16 protein-coding genes and 1 pseudogene are annotated in these 17,020 nt (G+C 64.5%); 8 read left to right on the top strand and 9 right to left on the bottom strand.

Features of this window, described 5'->3' with window-relative positions:
• Positions 1-4 precede the first annotated feature (4 nt).
• Positions 5-415 carry a DUF779 domain-containing protein gene (locus W823_RS35235; RefSeq protein WP_023955191.1) on the top strand — a complete coding sequence of 137 codons (411 nt, stop codon included), beginning with the start codon at positions 5-7 and terminating at the stop codon, positions 413-415.
• Positions 416-536: 121 nt separating this feature from the next.
• Complete coding sequence (locus tag W823_RS35230) at positions 537-1,106, top strand: YdeI family protein (RefSeq protein ID WP_023955189.1); 570 nt, start codon at positions 537-539, stop codon at positions 1,104-1,106.
• A 51-nt stretch (positions 1,107-1,157) separates the two neighbouring features.
• Here W823_RS35230 and W823_RS35225 read toward each other — a convergent pair whose 3' ends face one another.
• From W823_RS35225 to W823_RS35205, 5 genes and pseudogenes are all read right to left on the bottom strand, one after another.
• Positions 1,158-1,949 (bottom strand): YsnF/AvaK domain-containing protein, encoded by a 792-nt coding sequence (locus W823_RS35225; RefSeq protein ID WP_023955187.1) that lies wholly within the window; start codon positions 1,947-1,949, stop codon positions 1,158-1,160.
• A gap of 211 nt (positions 1,950-2,160) precedes the next feature.
• Positions 2,161-2,610 (bottom strand): nuclear transport factor 2 family protein, encoded by a 450-nt coding sequence (locus W823_RS35220; protein WP_023955186.1) that lies wholly within the window; start codon positions 2,608-2,610, stop codon positions 2,161-2,163.
• Positions 2,611-4,416, bottom strand: a complete 1,806-nt coding sequence (locus tag W823_RS35215; protein WP_023955183.1) for an amidohydrolase family protein — start codon at positions 4,414-4,416, stop codon at positions 2,611-2,613.
• A gap of 133 nt (positions 4,417-4,549) precedes the next feature.
• Positions 4,550-5,940: pseudogene (locus W823_RS35210) on the bottom strand (glucose-6-phosphate dehydrogenase (NADP(+))).
• Between the two features lie 68 nt (positions 5,941-6,008).
• Positions 6,009-7,304 carry an MFS transporter gene (locus W823_RS35205; RefSeq protein WP_038252237.1) on the bottom strand — a complete coding sequence of 432 codons (1,296 nt, stop codon included), beginning with the start codon at positions 7,302-7,304 and terminating at the stop codon, positions 6,009-6,011.
• A 40-nt stretch (positions 7,305-7,344) separates the two neighbouring features.
• Here W823_RS35205 and W823_RS35200 point away from each other — a divergent pair, with 40 nt between their 5' ends.
• Entirely contained in the window at positions 7,345-8,226 is an 882-nt protein-coding gene (locus tag W823_RS35200; protein ID WP_023955180.1) for a LysR family transcriptional regulator, read from the top strand.
• Positions 8,227-8,313: 87 nt separating this feature from the next.
• Positions 8,314-8,514, top strand: coding sequence for a hypothetical protein (locus W823_RS35195; RefSeq protein WP_023955178.1), 201 nt, complete (start codon positions 8,314-8,316; stop codon positions 8,512-8,514).
• Positions 8,515-8,581: 67 nt separating this feature from the next.
• Here W823_RS35195 and W823_RS35190 read toward each other — a convergent pair whose 3' ends face one another.
• The 4 genes from W823_RS35190 to W823_RS35175 form a co-directional block, all read right to left on the bottom strand.
• On the bottom strand, positions 8,582-9,391 hold the full coding sequence (locus tag W823_RS35190) for an ABC transporter ATP-binding protein (RefSeq protein ID WP_023955176.1): 810 nt from the start codon (positions 9,389-9,391) through the stop codon (positions 8,582-8,584).
• A gap of 14 nt (positions 9,392-9,405) precedes the next feature.
• Positions 9,406-10,428, bottom strand: coding sequence for an ABC transporter substrate-binding protein (locus W823_RS35185; RefSeq protein WP_031331413.1), 1,023 nt, complete (start codon positions 10,426-10,428; stop codon positions 9,406-9,408).
• Positions 10,429-10,460: 32 nt separating this feature from the next.
• Positions 10,461-11,177 carry an ABC transporter permease gene (locus W823_RS35180; RefSeq protein ID WP_235189400.1) on the bottom strand — a complete coding sequence of 239 codons (717 nt, stop codon included), beginning with the start codon at positions 11,175-11,177 and terminating at the stop codon, positions 10,461-10,463.
• 271 nt (positions 11,178-11,448) lie between these two features.
• On the bottom strand, positions 11,449-12,486 hold the full coding sequence (locus tag W823_RS35175; protein WP_031331411.1) for a LacI family DNA-binding transcriptional regulator: 1,038 nt from the start codon (positions 12,484-12,486) through the stop codon (positions 11,449-11,451).
• A 212-nt stretch (positions 12,487-12,698) separates the two neighbouring features.
• On the opposite strand from W823_RS35175, the gene W823_RS35170 reads away from it, so the two are divergent.
• The 4 genes from W823_RS35170 to W823_RS35155 are packed head-to-tail and all read left to right on the top strand — an operon-like array spanning position 12,699 to position 16,997.
• A complete protein-coding gene (locus tag W823_RS35170) occupies positions 12,699-13,856 on the top strand; it encodes a Gfo/Idh/MocA family protein (RefSeq protein WP_023955168.1) in 1,158 nt (385 codons plus the stop codon).
• Complete coding sequence (locus W823_RS35165) at positions 13,853-15,034, top strand: dihydrodipicolinate synthase family protein (RefSeq protein ID WP_023955166.1); 1,182 nt, start codon at positions 13,853-13,855, stop codon at positions 15,032-15,034. Before W823_RS35170 ends, W823_RS35165 begins: the two co-directional genes overlap by 4 nt.
• Positions 15,034-15,897, top strand: coding sequence for a sugar phosphate isomerase/epimerase (locus W823_RS35160; RefSeq protein ID WP_023955164.1), 864 nt, complete (start codon positions 15,034-15,036; stop codon positions 15,895-15,897). Before W823_RS35165 ends, W823_RS35160 begins: the two co-directional genes overlap by 1 nt.
• Positions 15,894-16,997 carry a glycerate kinase gene (locus W823_RS35155; protein ID WP_023955162.1) on the top strand — a complete coding sequence of 368 codons (1,104 nt, stop codon included), beginning with the start codon at positions 15,894-15,896 and terminating at the stop codon, positions 16,995-16,997. Before W823_RS35160 ends, W823_RS35155 begins: the two co-directional genes overlap by 4 nt.
• The last annotated feature ends 23 nt before the right edge of the window (positions 16,998-17,020 follow it).

The raw sequence follows: 17,020 nt of genomic DNA, 5'->3' as shown, positions 1-17,020 counted from the left end.
TGTGATGACTGCACCGGAACGGGTCGTCGCAACTGACTCCGCCGTGGAGCTCCTGACCAAGCTGTCGGAGCTCCACGGCGGCCTCATGATCCACCAGTCCGGTGGATGCTGCGATGGATCGGCCCCGATGTGTTACCCCGCCGGAGAGTTCCGCGTCGGGAGTCGTGACGTGCTGGTCGGAACGCTCGACCTGCCCGAACCCCTACCCGCGGTACGGGTGTGGATCAACGGCGACCAGTTCGAACTGTGGAAGCACACCCAGCTGATCCTCGACGTCGTCCCCGGGCGTGGTGCCGGGTTCAGCCTCGAGGCGCCCGAGGGTGTCCGGTTCCTTTCCCGTTCAAGAGCATTCACCGCTGACGAGAACTCCGATCTCGATGCCGCTCCACCCCTGCGCGGCGCAGAGGTCGGCTGACCCGATCAGGGTCACCCCGCCCGCTCCGGACATCTCTGACGGCCGCCACTGAAAGAGATGACCGGGGCGGGTGTTCGGCATTTCGGCGGGCCGCAGATGGCACCGGCGCTACGCTACCGACATGGCTGACACCCAGGCGCCCCAGCTGCATCCGGCGGATCTTTCCGAATGGGGCAGGTGGCTGGCAGACAATCACGCCACGTCGTCGGGCGTGTGGCTCGTGTTCTGGCGCAAGGGATCCGGTCACCCACCACTCGACTACGACGAAGCCGTTCGCGAAGCGCTTTGCTGGGGATGGATCGACGGTCACACCCGGGCGATCGACGACCACCGCCGCGGCATGTGGTTCACGCGAAGGGGACGCGACAGTGCGTGGGCGGCGTCGAACAAGGCACGGGTTGCCGATTTGATCGCTCAGGGGCGGATGCGACCTCCGGGGCAAGCGGTCATCGACGACGCCAAAACCCGCGGAATGTGGAACCTGCTCGATGATGCCGAGGCGTTGGTCGAATCAGCCGAATTGGCAACAGCTCTCGATACCAATCCCGACGCGCGCCGCAACTGGGATGCGTTCCCGCCCAGTGCTCGTAAGTTCGGGCTCTCGCAGATCGCGTTTGCCAAGCGCCCGGAGACCAAGTCCAAGCGCATCGCCGCCATCGTCGAGAAGGCCGCCCGGAACGAACGGCCGTGACAGGGCTGCGCCGCCATTCCCTTTCCAGAAATGGCGGCGTGAGCCGGATCGTTAGTGCTTCTTGCCGTCTTCGTCGACCTCGACGCGCTCCTTGCGCACCTCGTCGGTGACAGTGGCCTCGTCGGTCACTGTCTCGGTGTTGAGCCGAACCCGTTCGACAGCTTCGACGTCCTTGTCCACGACGGGCACCTCGCTGTGGAGGACCACCTCGTGCTCCTCTTCGCTGATGGCGGGACCGTCGTGCGCGGCGCCACGATTGGCGTCGGTGATCGGCTCACGCTCCACACGCACCTCTTCATGGCTGACCGGAACCGTCTTGGTGACGTTCTCGGTGACGACATACTTGCGCAGTCGTGCACGGCCGGTCTCCTGCTGGGTGGTGCCGACACGAACCTTCTCCTCGGAGACGGTCATCGCATCGTCCGTGGTGGGACCCGAAGTATCATGTCCGACAACTCCTTTGCCGGAATTGCTCGGCTTGTCCGCGGTGCCGACGTGGCCCGCATCAACGCCGCCGCCGGTTCCTGCGAGACCGTAGTACTCGTAGAGTCGGTCCTCTTCGGCCGGCGACAGACTCCCGTCAGGATCGACCCGCGGCGCGTCTTTGATCTTGTCTTTGTCGTAGTGGATGGCAATGTCGTTGCCCTGCACGGTGGCATCGGCGAGAGGTGCGAACGACTCGGATGTGCCGAACAGGCCCGTCTTGACGGTCACCCACGTGGGCTCGTCGGTCTGGTTGTCGAGGTAGATCTGGCCGATACTGCCGATCTTGCCGCCGCTCGCGGACACGACGTTTCCGCCGCCGCTGGAAAGTTTGCTCACTTGGTTGCTGGAAATGGTCACGGTGTCTCTCCTAGTAGTGCTCGGAATGAACGGCGATTTGCAGTCGCAAATGCTGCCCTACCGAACGTATGCCCGTGATCATCAACACCAAAACATCTGAAATTAAAGATAATTAGACAATATGTCCGATTTATCCGGCACGTTTCGGTGGACCCACATCACCGCGCGCCACGGTCACGCCGAGGCTGGGTTGCGGCCGCTCAGGGCCGACTCAGATGACGCCGGTCGCGTCGTACATCCACGACATGTCGGCGGAACTGAAGTTCTCCACCCAGTTCGGCGGCGCGTGATTGGCCAGGCCGCCGAAGTCCCAGTAGTCCTTCCACAGGGTGATGCGCCCATCGACAACCTTGTGCACGGTCACAAAAGCGAGGGTCGCGGTTTCGCCGGTGGGCCAGGTCCAGGTCTCGGTGTGTTCGTACATCACGTCCTGACCGTTCTCCACCAGTAAGCCGTCATGGTTGACGTAGTCGGCGAGGCTCTCCAAGCCGATCTTCAGGCGCTTCACGATGTCCTCGGGCCCTCGGGCGGCAGCGGCAGGACCCACCGGCATGTCGACGTATATGCAGTCGTCGGACACAAAGCCCTTGATGGCCTCCCAGTCGCGTCGGCTCAGGGCGGCCCACAGGCCGAGGACTACGGATTCGTTGGTGCTCGTCACTCATACCCCTTGAGGTGTTGGATGTGCGGATCGATCGTGCGGCGACGGGGCCGGGCTACCACCGGTTCGGGTGCGTAGAAAGCGCCCGACCCGTCGTTTACCGAGAACTGCTGTGGGTGAACCACTCTCGAACACCAATTCGCCGTTGACCATCACGGCGCAAACGGTTTCGTCGTTGCGGTTCACCATTCGTGACAGGCCGCCGAACTGCTCGAGCCTTGATTCGCTGTAGGCATCGAGTTGCTCGTCGAGGTGGTCGGGGTCGAGAACGAGGAGGTCTGCCCGGTCGCCGATGCGAAGGTGCCCGGCATCGATGTCGTACCAGTCGGCGAGCTCACCGGTGAGCCGGTGCACCGCGTGTTCGACCGTCATGAACGGCGTACCGGCCTCTGCCGCCGAATGAACATGGCGCAACAGCCGGAGTCCGAAGTTGTAGAACGCCATGTTGCGCAGATGGGCGCCGGCATCGGAGAAGCCCAGCTGAACACCCGGTTCCACTGCGAGCTTCTTGAGGAGTTCGGGACGGTGGTTCGAGATGGTTGTGCGCCAACGGAGGTGGTTGCCGTGCTCGACGACGAGATCGAGGAACGCGTCGACGGGGTGCAGTCCACCGCGGTCGACACCGACCTGGCCGAACGACTTGCCGACCACCGAGGTGTCGGGGCATTCGACGATCTCGGCGTCGAAGAAGTCGCGATGCCACACCCGGGGGCCGTACTTGCGTCCGTAGTCCTTGCGGAACGCGCGCCGGTAGCCCTCGCCTTGCATGAGCTCGTTGCGGTCGACCTCGGTCTGCAGATGCAGAGCTGCCGCGCCCGAGCCGAACTCCTCGAACACCGCCAGGTCGATTCCGTCCGCATAGACCTCGAAGGGGACCGGGAGGTGTTGCCAGCGGAAGTTCCCGCCGAGCTTGTTGATGAACCGCGCGATCGGACCCATCGCGTGGATGACCTCGGGGCGAGCCTTGATGTCTGCCGCCGAGAGCAGGCTGGTCTTGAGTTGGCGACGACGACCCAGGCCCAGGGAACCGAACGCTTGGGAGAGCACGTTCCAAGGCCGCGAGATGTCGGGTCCGGTCTGCAGAACCCGATTGCGGGTGCGCAGTATGGCACCCAGCCGACGGAGTTCTGGCGCCTTGGCGTAGGTGGAAGGAAGCGTGCGAGAACGGCACACCTCTCCGTCGAGTTTGTCGAAAAGCAGCTGCTGCGAGGACATTCCGACAAAGCCGGCGTCCAGCGCCTCGTTGAGCATCTTCTCCATGCGAAGAAGCTCTTCGGGTTCGGGGGCCACCTCTTTGCGTGTCGCCCGGTCGAGGCCCATCGTTGCCGCCCGCATGTCCGAGTGTCCGATGAACGCGGCAAGGTTGGGCCCCAGCGGAAGCGATTCGAGCGCGTCGACGTACTCGGCGGCACTGCGCCAGTTCTTGCGGCTGTCGACGTTGGCGATCACATGTCGCCGCGGGATCGCCTCGACGCGGCCGAAGAGATCGCCGGCCACCTCGGCTCCGATGTGGATCGTGGACAGTGAACACGAACCCAGCAGAACGGTGGTCACGCCGTGCCGCAGCGACTCGCTCAACGCCGGCCCGCCGAGAACCTCGACGTCGTAGTGGGTGTGGATGTCGACCATGCCGGGCAGCACCCATCGGCCGGTCGCGTCGATCACGGTGCGGCAGCCGGCCGGATCCAGCGGCTGCGCGCTGACCGCGACAATTCGGCCGTCACGGATGCCGATATCGGCGATGGAAGAAGGGGCGCCGGTGCCATCGAACCACCGACCCCGGCGGATCAGTGTGTCGTAGGTCATAGTCGGATGTAACCCCACTGATCAAGGCGCGTCAACAGTGGGCCTTCTACCGCCGAATTCCGTTGGCATAGTGCAAATGCCGCCTACGGAACCAAGTGCCCGGTCGCGCCGTGAAGTGGGGGAGCATCACGCGTCAGTCGAAGATCCACCCGCAGGGTCCGACGAGTCGGTCAGCAGCACTCGGACCTACCGACCCCGGGGAATAAGGCTGTGGCACAGGAGGATTGTCGAGAACAGGGGCGGCGACCTCCCAGACGTGTGCCAGACCGTCCGGCCTGGTGAACAGGGAGCGGTCACCGCGTAAGACGTCGAGGATCAGCCGTGAGTACGGGGCGAGGCCGTCGGCGACGCTGTCGAGGGGGAGCGACATGTGTCCGACGGACAGGGAAGTGCCCGAGCCCGGTTCTTTCACGGTCATCGCCATGTCGATCGACCCGTCCCCCTTGAGGTCGAAGGTGAGCACGGTGCCCTCCGGTGGGAGATGTTTGATCGGCCCGTCAGGGCGACGGAACACGAGGCTCACCCGCTGGGCACTGCGGTTAAGCATCTTGCCCGTGCGCATCACGAATGGCACTCCACGCCAGCGGTCGGTGTCGACCCACATGCGTGCCGCCACAAAGGTCTCTGTCTGCGAGTCGTCGGCAATGCCTTCGGTGTCCCGGAAACCTTCGTATTGGCCGTAGACCACCTCGGCCGGATCAAGCGGGCGGAAGGCGGCGATCACCGACTCGCGGGCGCCTGCAGATCGTCGGCGTCCAGGCTCAGCGGCGGCTCCATCGCCACCTCCGCGGCGACCTGGAACAGGTGTGTCACCACCATGTCGAGGAACGCCCCGGTGGCGTCGTAGAAGACCGCCCGATCGTCGATGTCCAACGTCTCGGGAATGTCGATCTGGACCTGCTCGACGTGCTCCCGATTCCACACGCCGGACACCATGCCGTTGGCGAACCGGAGTACATGCAGATTCTGGGTGCTCTCCTTACCCAGGAAGTGGTCGATCCGGTAGACCTGCTTCTCGTCGAACACGTCGTGCACGGCCACATCGAGCTTCCGGAAGTCGTCCGGTGAAGTGCCGAAGGGCTTTTCGTACACCACGCGGGCACCGTCGGCGAGACTGTGTGCCCCGAGGGCGGCTGTGTAGTCGGAGAAGGTCGTGGGCGGCAGCGCGATGTAGTGGACCAATTGGACTTCGCCGCCGAGTTGTCCGCGGAGGTCGTCGATGACGCTTGGCAGATCGCCCGGGTCGTCCACGGAGAAACCACCTCCGGCGAATCGGACGTTCTTCGCGAAATCGGCCCACTGGGTCTCGTCGGGTGCAGCATCGAACGCCGTGACCGACTGCCGCACGTGGTCGCGGAACTCGTCGTCGGAGCGATGGCCGCGCCCGTTTCCGATCAGCGCCCACGTCTCGGGGAGCAACCCTTCGCGGGCCAACTCGTAGAAGGACGGCAACACCATGCGTTTGGCGAGATCGCCTGTGGCACCGAATAGAACGAATACAACCGCGCTGCTCTCGTCGGGCATGTTGGGTGAGCTCCTAGGGCGACGACTTTCCGATGGCTTCCCCGAGTCTAGGTCAGCTCTCGATGGGCTCAGGCGATTTCGCCGATGACCGCAGGCATGGTGATCGACCGCAGCAGGACGGCGGTGAGGACGGCCCCGGCGATCAGAAACGCTGCCACGTATCCGGCCAGGCCGATCCAGCCTCCCATCGCGAACGCGACGCCACCACAGGCCCCGACGATCGAGCTCCCGAGGTAGTAACCGAGTAGATAGAGCGAGGAGGCCTCGGCTCGGTGATCGGTGGCCCGGGCACTGACCCACCCGCTGGCCACCGAATGAGCCGCGAAGAACCCGGCGGTGAAGAGGAAGATGCCTGCCAGAACCGTTGGCAGCCAATCGGGAACGCTGAGCGCCAACCCGGCCACCATCACGCACATCGCGGTCACCAGCACGCGTTCCCGTCCCCAGGAATCCGACAACCTGCCCGCCACGGCTGAGGATGCGGTTCCGGCGAGATAGAGCGTGAACACCAGTCCGGCCAGAACTGCCGGCAGATCGAACGGGTCGGCGAGCAGGCGGTAACCGAGAAAGTTGTACACCGTCACGAACCCGCCCATCAGCACAAACGCGAGCCCGAACAAACACAGGAGCGGGACGTCGCGCAGGTGAATGGCGAGGTTCTGCAGTGTCCGCCTCGGCGAGATCGGTTGTGGCCGAAATTGTTTGGACGGCGGCACCAGGCGCGAGAACATCGCTGCGAACACAAGCGCAACGGCGGAGACAACCTCCAGCGCCCACTGCCATGCCGTGAAGTCGACCACGAGGGTGGGGATCAGGCGCCCGGTCAGGCCTCCGATCGTGGTGCCGGAGACGTAGATCCCCATCGCCGTGCCCAGCGATCGGGCGTCGATCTCCTCGGCGAGGTAGGCCATGGCCACTGCGGGAACTCCTGCGCAGAGGATTCCCTGGACTGCGCGTCCCGCCAGCAACAGTTCGAACGTCGGGCTCCACGGCAGCACCACGCCCAGCGCGGCGGCCGATACCGCCGACACGGTCATCACCCGTACTCTGCCGAACCGCTCCGACAGCACGCTGGCGGGCACGATCGCCACGGCGAGAAGACCTGTGGTGACGGAGACGGCCAGTGCCGAGACGGCCGGCGACACCCCGTAGTGGTCCGAGAACATCGGCAGCAGACCCTGCACGTAGTACAGCGTCATGAACGTCGCCATCCCCGCGGTGAACAGCGCCAACGCAGTTCTGCGGTAGCCGCGCTCGCCGGTCCGATATCCGGCGCGGGGCGGGATCGGACGGGGAGGGCTGATCGGCGAGCGGGTCACCGAACCCAGGGTTCCACTAGTCGGCCACGAGTGGAAATGAATCATTTGGTGCGCTCTAATGCATTTGACGCATAAGGAGGCTCCCATGGCCGACGCCTGGTTCATCACCCTCGCGGAACTCGAGAACACGTCCGCAGCCGCTCGCAAGCTGCATTTGACGCAACCCACGTTGTCGCGAATGCTCGGCAGGCTCGAACGAGAGCTCGGGGTGGAATTGTTCGACCGGCACGCCAAGCGACTCCGGCTCAACGCCTACGGGCAGATCTACCTAGGGCATCTGCGCCGGGCCGTCGCCGAGATGGACGCCGCCCGCCACGAGATCGCCGACCGGGCCGGCCCGGTCGAAGGGTCCATCGACCTGGGCTTCCTGCACTCCTTCGGGGTCTGGCTGGTGCCGACCCTGATCGGGGAGTTCCGGCGCCAGATGTCGCCCCGGGTCGCCTTCACCCTCACTCAGGGTGCAGCTGAGTCCATCCTCGACCGGGTGGTCGCGGGGCCGGCCGACCTCGCCATCGTGTCGCCGCGACCACGGAGCAACGATGTGGGGTGGGCGCCGATCATGCGTCAGCGCCTGGCCCTCGCGGTACCCGCCGACCATCCGTTTGCGGTCCGCGACGAGATCGCCATGACCGAGGCGCGCGACGAGTCGTTTGTCGCGATGGGGCCGACGTTCGGCATGCGACGGATCCTGGAGGAGCTGTGCGCTGAGGCGGACTTCCGGCCGCAGATCACCTTCGAAGCCACCGAGCTGGGGACGGTCGCAGGCTTTGTCGCCGCGGGCCTCGGGGTTGCGGTGATACCGGTCGAGGACAACCCACAGCTGCCCGCGGGCCTCACCCTGCTCCCACTGACCGGTGACCGCAGTTCGCGTGATGTCGGGCTGATCTGGCATCGCGACCGCGCGATGACGCCGGTTGCCAGACGATTTCGCGACTACGTGACCGAATGGGCGGCCGAGCGCAGGTGATCGGTCGTTTCATCCGTGCGCCCTGAGCAGTTCAAGAAATTTCCGGCCAAGGGTTTTTTCGCACCGTCGACGGGGTAGGGGAATTCCATGACCGAGATCGGAGAACCAAGCGATGTCCAGCCTGTCGAAGATGTGCTCGAACAGCAGCAAGACGTGGATCCGGAGCAGGCCGATGTTGCCGAAGACGCCGCCGGTGGGAGCGGGCCGCTCGACGCGGACCCGGCCGACGTCCATGAACAGGAACAGGTGGTGACCGCACCGCTGGAAGACGAGTACCGCGGGGACTGACCGGACCAGCCGAAGCGGCCCGTCCGAATGGGAGTGGCGGGCAGCGCGTGCGCTGCCCGCCACTCAGTCAGTCTGCGCTGGTTGTCGCCCCGAGGAGATCACGTACCCGGTTGGCCACTGCGATGAACTCGGGCTGCTCCATGGTTGCGCTGTAGTCGCGCTCCGCGGGCAGATCGACGTCGAGTATCTCTACGATGCGGCCTGGCCGAGGACTCATCACCACCACTCGGTTCGCCAGGTACACCGCTTCGGCGACCGAGTGGGTCACCAGCATCACGGTGGTGCCGGTCTCTCGCCAGATGCGATGCAGCTCGACGTTCATCCGCTCGCGAGTTAGTGCGTCGAGCGCTCCGAAGGGTTCATCCATCAGCAGCACCTCGGGCTCGTGCAACAACGCCCTGCACAGGGAGACCCGTTGTTGCATGCCACCGGACAACTCATGGGGGAGCGCGCCCTCGAAACCGGTGAGCCCGGTCATCTCGATGAGCTGATCTGCCTTCGCCGCGGCAGTCCGCTTGTTCATGCCGCGCATCTCTGCCTGGATCAAGATGTTCTTGCGAACCGTGCGCCACTCGAGCAGGGCCGCCCTTTGGAAGACGTAGCCGATGCCCCGCTGAGGACCTTTGACCTCGCTGCCGTGTAGCCGCACGCTACCGTGAGACGCATTGGTGAGTCCCGCAACCACTTTCAGCAGCGTCGACTTGCCGCAACCAGAAGGTCCGGCGATCGTGACGAACTCGCCTTCTCGTACGTGCAACTGCACGTCGTCGAGTGCGGTGACCTCACCGCGCTTCGAGGAGAAGTGCACGCTCAGGTTCTCGACGGACACTGCGGAATCGGTCACAGTGTTCGGGGGTTCGATCGTGGTGGCATTCATAGTCACTCACTCACTCACTTGGTGTCGGTGGGGGTGAAGGCCGAATCCCAGTACTGCGAGGGTTCGCCGGCGTTCTCGAGTAGACCGGAGTCGCTCAGCACAGCGATCGTCGCGGCCCAGTCTTCGTCGGTGTTCACTCCGGGTGCCTCACCTTTGGTGCCGGCAGTCGAGAGCAGCGGAATGGTTTCCGTCCACTGCTGCAGCAGAACTTCCTTCGGCGGCATCTGGGGATCCTTGCCCTCCATCGCGGCCACTGCTGCCTCGGGATTGGCCGCGGCGGCGGTGAAGGCTTCGCTGGTGGCGTCGACCATTGCCTGCACCAGCTCGGGTGAGCTCTCGATCATTCCGTTGTTGGCGATCAGGCCGTTGCTGTAAAAGTTCAGGCCCACATCGGAATAGCGGAGGTAACGCATGTCACGCCCGCTCTTGTTGGCGATGGTCGGGCCCTGGTCATGTGCGAATCCGATGAGCCCGTCGACCTTTCCTGACAACATCGCCGCGACCTTCCCGGCGGCGTCGAGGCTCTGTTGCTTCACCTGATCGGCGGGCACGCCGGCCTTTTCGAGGTAGATCGGGAACGTGGTGGTCGGGGCGTCGCCTGCTGAGACTGCAATGGTCTTGCCGGCCAGGTCGGCCGGTTTCGTGATGCCGGAATCGGCATAAACCTGCACCGCCGATGGCGTTGTCTGCAAGAACACTCCGACGCTCTTGATCTTGACGCCCTTGCCGATGTTGCTCACCACGGCAGGGGTGTCGGCCCAGCCGAAGTCGGTCTGGTTCGAACCGGCGGCCTGCGCGGTCTTGGTCGATCCCTGCCCGGCCTTGATCGTGAGGTCGATTCCGTGTTTGGCGAAAATGCCCTCCTGCACCCCGTAATAGAACGGAGCATGCTCGCCGTAGGGGTACCAGTTGAGCATCAGCGATGTCGCGGTGGCCTGGCCGTCGGCGCCGGGCTTCTTCTCCGCGGCTCCACCACCGCAGCCGGCGAGTGCGAGTGTCGTCGCAATGGCCGCGACCACAAGGGTTTTCAGTTTCATGTTCAATCTCCGTTGAGTGAGGTTCGAGTGTTTCAGACGGCCGACGCGCCGACAGAGGCGGTAGATCGGCGTGAGGCATGCCATGGGATGAGCAGCTTCTCGGCGAACTCGATGATCATGAACAGGATGATCCCGAGCAGCGACATGATGATCAGCGCCGCGAACAGCATTGCGGTGTCGATGGTTCCGTTGGCCTGCAGGATCACGTAGCCCAGGCCTTCGTTGGCCCCCACGAACTCGCCGACCACGGCGCCGGTGACGGCGAGCGTCGCAGCGATCTTCAGTCCGGACAGGAGCTGTGGAAGAGAGGCGGGAAAGCGCACCTTGGCGAAGGTCTTCCAGCGTCCGGCGCCCATCGTGGAGGTGAGCTCGACGATCTCCGGATCCACCGAGCGCAGACCGGCCATCCCGGAGATGACGATGGGGAAGAACGCCATCAGCACGGCGACAAGGATTTTGGGGCTGGGTCCGAAGCCGAGCCACACCACGAACAGCGGTGCGATCGCGATCTTCGGGATGACCTGTGCGAAGAGGATCAGAGGGTACATCGTCTTCTCGACGCTCGGAGAGTAGAGCATCATCACCGCGACTGCTTCGCCGATCACGGCGGCGATGAGGAAGCCGGCGACGGTTTCGTAGGTGGTGACCCAGGTGTGGGTGGTGAGGTACGAAGCGTTGTCCACCATCGTCTGCCAGGTGTCGCCCGGTGACGGAAGGATGTACGGCGCAACCAGTTCGAACTTGGTCACCGCCCACCAGGCGGCGACGAGAACCGCTACCAGGGCGAGCGGCCGCCAAAGGCCGGACCAAGTATTTCGGAACGAGGGAAACCGTCGGTGACGCGTCGGCGTGAGGGGTGACGCCTGCAACGCAGCAGAACGGATCTCGACCGACGTTGTTACCGCCATGAGGAGTCCTAAAGCTAGTAGTGATGCAGACCGAGGTCCGCGGGAATGCGCTTTCCGAAGCTGAGGTCAACGTAATGTGATCGCGACCACACTGTCAATAGGCTGGGAGGAATCAGCTGCTCAAGGCGCTGCTGTGACGCAAGATCACGGTGCCCGGAACGAACTCGTGGGCACACTGCCCAGCGGCTGCTTCGTCGAGAGCCAGATCCACTGCACGCCGACCGATGTCGACCAACGACAGGGCGACTGTGGACAGGCTGGGGACATGATCGCGCAGGGTGGGGATGTCGTCGAAACCCGCCACGCAGACATGTTCGGGCACACTGAGTCCCAGCTCGCGCCATGCGGCGATGGCACCTATCGCCATCACGTCGGTGACCGCGAAAACGCAGGGCGGCCGGCCTCGAGGACTCTGCGGACTGATTTCCAGCGCCGCGGCGAGTCGTCGCGCCGCACTGTATCCGCCGTCTCGGGAGAAGTCGCCCGACACTTCGATGATCGGGCTGAGCCCGTGTCTGCTCAAGGTGTCGACGAATCCGTTCCGGCGGTCGACCGATGTGCGGATGTTGCCCGGCCCGCCGATGATCGCGAATGTGCGATGCCCGTGCTGGTAGAGGGCCTCTGCCAATTGCCCTGATGCCGACCAATTCTCAGGCTCGACGGCGGCGCCGAACGACAGCGGCTGGCCGATGACGACCACCTTGCCGCCGTTCTCGCGATAGACCGCGAACTCCTTCTCGAGGTCGCGATCGAGGTCTCCGCTCTGGCGAGACCCAGCCAGGATGATGGCGTCTGCCCGGTGGGAGATGAACGTGCTGACCGACTGACGCTCGACATCGAAGTCGCGTTCGGTGCTGGCGAGCAACACCAGCTTCCCCGCTGCCCGGGCCTGCGCCTGAACGCCCCGGACGATGGAGGAGAAGTACGGGTCGGCAACATCGTGCACCACCAGGCCGATCAGTCCGGTCGATGACCGCGCCAACGCCTGGGCCTGCGCATTTGGGACGTAGCCCAGCTCGGCGGCGGCAGCGCGAACACGGTCGGCAACACCCACGCCGGGAACGCGTGCGGACCCGTTGAGCACCCGCGAAGCGGTTGCCTGCGAGACGCCCGCGGCCGCCGCGACGTCCTGCAATCTCACCGCCGCCATCTCAACGACCTTTCGCCTCTGCATCGGCTCGATGTGCCTATTGACCAATCGTTGAGAGCAGCATAGCTTGGAAAGCGCATTCCGAAGCTGAGTTGTGAAATCCACTCGGGTGACCTTTCCCGCCCGTGTGTTCCCGTCCATCCCTTTCAGCTCTGCCGCGCCCCGGGCCGGCCGCCGATCGAGCATCGGCTGTTCAAAGAAAAGGCATTCTCATGTCCACCTCGACTCGTACCCTGCGCATCGCCATGAATGGCGTCACCGGCCGCATGGGCTACCGCCAGCACCTCATGCGATCAATACTTCCCATTCGTGACTCCGGCGGCCTGCTCCTGGCCGACGGTAGCCGCGTCCAGCTCGAACCGATCCTCGTCGGGCGCAACGAGGCAAAACTGCACGAACTGTGTTCTCTGCACGGCATCGCCGAATACAGCACCGACGCATCGGCGGTCATCCACGATCCGAGCACCGACATCTACTTCGACGCCCAGGTGACGTCGCGGCGGGCAGAGGCGCTGGCCGCCGCGATGAAGGCGGGCAAGCACATCTACACCGAGAAGCCGACCGCCGAGACGCTCACGCAGGCTGTCGAACTCGCCCGTATCGGGGAGAACGCCGGGGTCACCACCGGTGTCGTCCACGACAAGCTCTATCTTCCAGGGCTGGTCAAACTGCGTCGCCTCGTCGATGAGGGCTTCTTCGGACGGATCCTCTCTCTTCGGGGCGAGTTCGGCTACTGGGTGTTCGAGGGCGACGGTCAACCGGCGCAGCGTCCCAGCTGGAACTACCGTGCCGAAGACGGTGGCGGCATCGTCGTGGACATGTTCTGTCATTGGAACTACGTCCTCGAGAACATCCTCGGCAAAGTCGAGTCCGTCACAGCCAAAGCTGTCACCCACGTCCCCGTTCGATGGGACGAAGACGGCAACGAATACCCGGCCACCGCCGACGACGCCGCATACGGAATCTTTGAGATGGAGAACGGCGTTGTGGCACAGATCAACTCGTCGTGGACAGTACGGGTTCATCGCGATGAGCTGGTGGAGTTCCAGGTCGACGGTACCCACGGCTCAGCTGTCGCCGGACTGCGTAACTGTGTGGCCCAGCACCGATCCCACACACCCAAACCCGTTTGGAACCCCGACCTGCCGGTGACCGAACCCTTCCGGGACCAATGGCTCGACGTGCCCGCCAATGCCGACCTCGACAACGGGTTCAAGCTGCAATGGGAAGAGTTCTTACGAGACGTCATCGCCGAGCGTCCGCATCGGTACGGACTGTTGTCGGCAGCCCGCGGTGTGCAACTGGCCGAACTCGGCCTGCGGAGCTCGGCCGAGGGCCGCCGTCTCGCCGTGCCGGAGATCACGCTGTGACCGTCACCGATGCGCACCTGTCCATTGCTCTGCCGGGCAGGGGCAATCATGTGCTCGCCGAACCCGGGGAATGGACGAAGCCGTCATCGCCCATCACCTCTCGCAAGGTGTACGCGGCAGCCCATGTGATCCCACGCGCGACGGCAGACAACACGCCCGGTGCACCCGCCGACATCGACTGGGAGGCCACGCTTTCCTATCGACACGAGTTGTGGTCGTACGGACTCGGGGTCGCTGACGCAATGGACACAGCGCAGCGGGGCATGGGCCTCGACTGGTCGGCGACTGCCGAGTTGATCAGACGGTCGGGTGCCGAGGCGACCGCCGCCGGGGGCATGCTCGCATGCGGTGCAGGCACCGATCAGCTCGACCTCGACGCTCTGCCATCGGGAGCCGCCGGTCTCACCGCAGTCCTGGACGCCTATCGCGAGCAGATCGCCCTGGTCGGTGAGTCGGGCGCCACGATCATCATCATGGCGTCGCGGGCACTGGCTCGGGTGGCGCAATCGCCCGACGACTACGTATCCGTGTACACCACTCTGCTGTCCGAGGTGGATTGTCCGGTGATACTGCACTGGCTCGGCACCATGTTCGACCCTGCGTTGCAAGGCTATTGGGGCAGTGACGACGTCGAAGAGGCGACGGCCGTGTTCCGTGGGCTCATCGAGGCCAACAGCACGAAGGTCGACGGCGTCAAGGTCTCCTTGCTCGATGCGCAGCACGAGATAGCGCTCCGGCGCACGCTACCGCCGAACGTGCGGATGTACACCGGCGACGACTTCAACTACCCGCGGTTGATCATCGGTGACGAACGTGGTCACTCCGACGCTTTGCTCGGCATCTTCGCGGGTATCTATCCGGCGGCGTCCACCGCCCTGCAGGAGCTCGACCGCGGGAATGTCCGACGCGCAGAACAAATCTTGAGGTCCACCGAGGACCTCGGTCGCCACATCTTCACTTCGCCCACCTACTACTACAAGACCGGAATCGCGTTCCTGTCCTGGTTGCGGGGGAGACAGTCCGGGTTCTCCATGGTGGGCGGGCTGGCCTCCGGGAGAAGCGTGGAGCATCTGACGACCTTGTTCGTCCTGGCCGACAAGGCGGGATTGCTCACCGACCCGGAGCTGGCAATTCATCGTATGGGTCTGTACCTCGAACTGAACGGAGTCCGATCGTGATGACCACAGCTGTACAGACATCTCCCTACGACCTCGACAATCCCTACGCAACACTGTCTCTGAACACCAAGACCGTCAACTCGTGGACTTTGGCAGAAGCTGTGGACGGGGCGGCCAGTGCCGGTCTCGGCGCAGTCGGTCTCTGGCGAGATCGGGTACAAGAGGCCGGCCTCGCCTCGTCGGCGAAGCATATTGCGGACGCGGGCCTTCGGGTGTCGAGTCTGTGTCGGGGCGGATTCATGACCGGTGTGCTCGGTGACGGTCTCGACGACAATCGTCGCGCACTGGATGAGGCCGCCGAACTCGGGGCTCCCGAGCTGGTGATGGTGATGGGCGGTCTGCCGGACCGCGATCTCATCGGGGCACGCGCGCGAGTGGAAGACCGTCTGGCGCAGCTGGTTCCCTACGCGATTGACCGTGGTGTCCGCATCGCGCTCGAGCCGTTGCATCCCATGTTTGCTGCCGATCGGGCGGTGATTTCCACCCTGGGACAGGCGTTGTCGATGGCATCACCGCACCCCGTCGAAGCCGTGGGAGTTGTCGTGGACACCTTCCACGTCTGGTGGGATCCGGAGCTGTACAACAAGATTCGGCAGGCCGGGAAAGAGGGCAGGATCAGCTCCTACCAGGTGTGTGACTGGTTGGTGCCGATGGAGGCCGACCCCTTGCTCTCGCGCGGAATGATGGGTGACGGAGTCATCGATTTCGGCACCATCGGAACGTGGGTGCGAGCGGCCGGCTACCAGGGCGATGTCGAAGTGGAGATCTTCAACGAGAAAGTGTGGTCAACCGACGGCCACCAGGTGATCGAGGACATGAAACAGCGGTACCGTGATCTCGTCTTGCCACCGCTGGCCGGATGAGAGTTCTGGTCGCGCCCGATTCGTTCAAGGGATCGCTTGGCGCGGTGGACGTCGCGCAGGCCTTGAGCAGAGGTTGGGCCCGGGCACGCCCGGGTGACGAACTCGTCCTCATGCCACAGGCTGACGGCGGTGAGGGAACGCTGGCGGTAATTGCCCAAGCGGTCGGAGATGCCACGTGGTCCGCCCACGACACCGCAACCGGTCCCCACGGGCGTCCGGTCTCAGCCCGTTGGCTGAACATGCCTGACGGTCGCGCTGTGGTGGAGCTCGCCGAGTCGTCGGGAATCGCCTACCTCGATCGGCTCGACCCACTCGGCGCGACGTCTCGCGGACTCGGCGAGGTGATCCGACGCACCGACTGTTTGAGACTGACTGTGGCGCTGGGCGGTTCCGCCTCGACGGACGGAGGATTGGGTGCTCTACGTGCGCTTGGCCTCGAAGTCTTCGACCGGGCGGGCAGGCCGGTTCCAGAAGGCGGGGCGGGTCTCCTCGTCGCCGCACGTGTCGACACGTCCTCATTGCTCAGTCCACCGGCCGACGTCGAGATGCTTGCCGACACCTCCGCCGTGCTGTTCGGTCCGGCGGGTGCGGCGAGCGTGTTCGGGCCTCAGAAAGGCGCCGACGCACAAATCGTTGAAGAGCTGGACAGGGGACTGCGTCGATGGGTGGATCTGTTGGCCGACGCCGGTCTCGCTGCCGATCCCTCGATGCCCGGAATGGGCGCGGCGGGTGGCGTCGCATTCGGCCTGGCGGCGGCGTGGCGAGCACGGATCACCCCAGGTGCAGCGCGGGTGTGCGGCCTGACTGGTCTCACGTCGGCCGCGCCGGAAGCGGATCTGATCATCACCGGCGAGGGCAGGTTCGACCACACATCGCTCACCGGCAAGATCGTTGGGCACATCGTCTCCCTCGCCGCTGAAAGCCACGTCTCGGTGGTAGTGGTTGCCGGCCAGGTCGACGCGGGTATCGACGTGCCGACCTATTCCCTGACGGAAATGGCAGGTTCCACAACGCAAGCGATGAAGGCCCCGTCGTACTGGCTGACCGAAATCGGCCGACGAGCAGCTCAACGCGCAGACGAATTCGTGCACCAGGCGTGACCCGACTCGACAAGACTCACTCG

Source organism: Williamsia sp. D3 (genome assembly GCF_000506245.1).
In the GTDB taxonomy this organism is placed as follows: domain Bacteria; phylum Actinomycetota; class Actinomycetes; order Mycobacteriales; family Mycobacteriaceae; genus Williamsia; species Williamsia muralis.
This window is presented reverse-complemented; position numbering and strand designations above follow the sequence as displayed.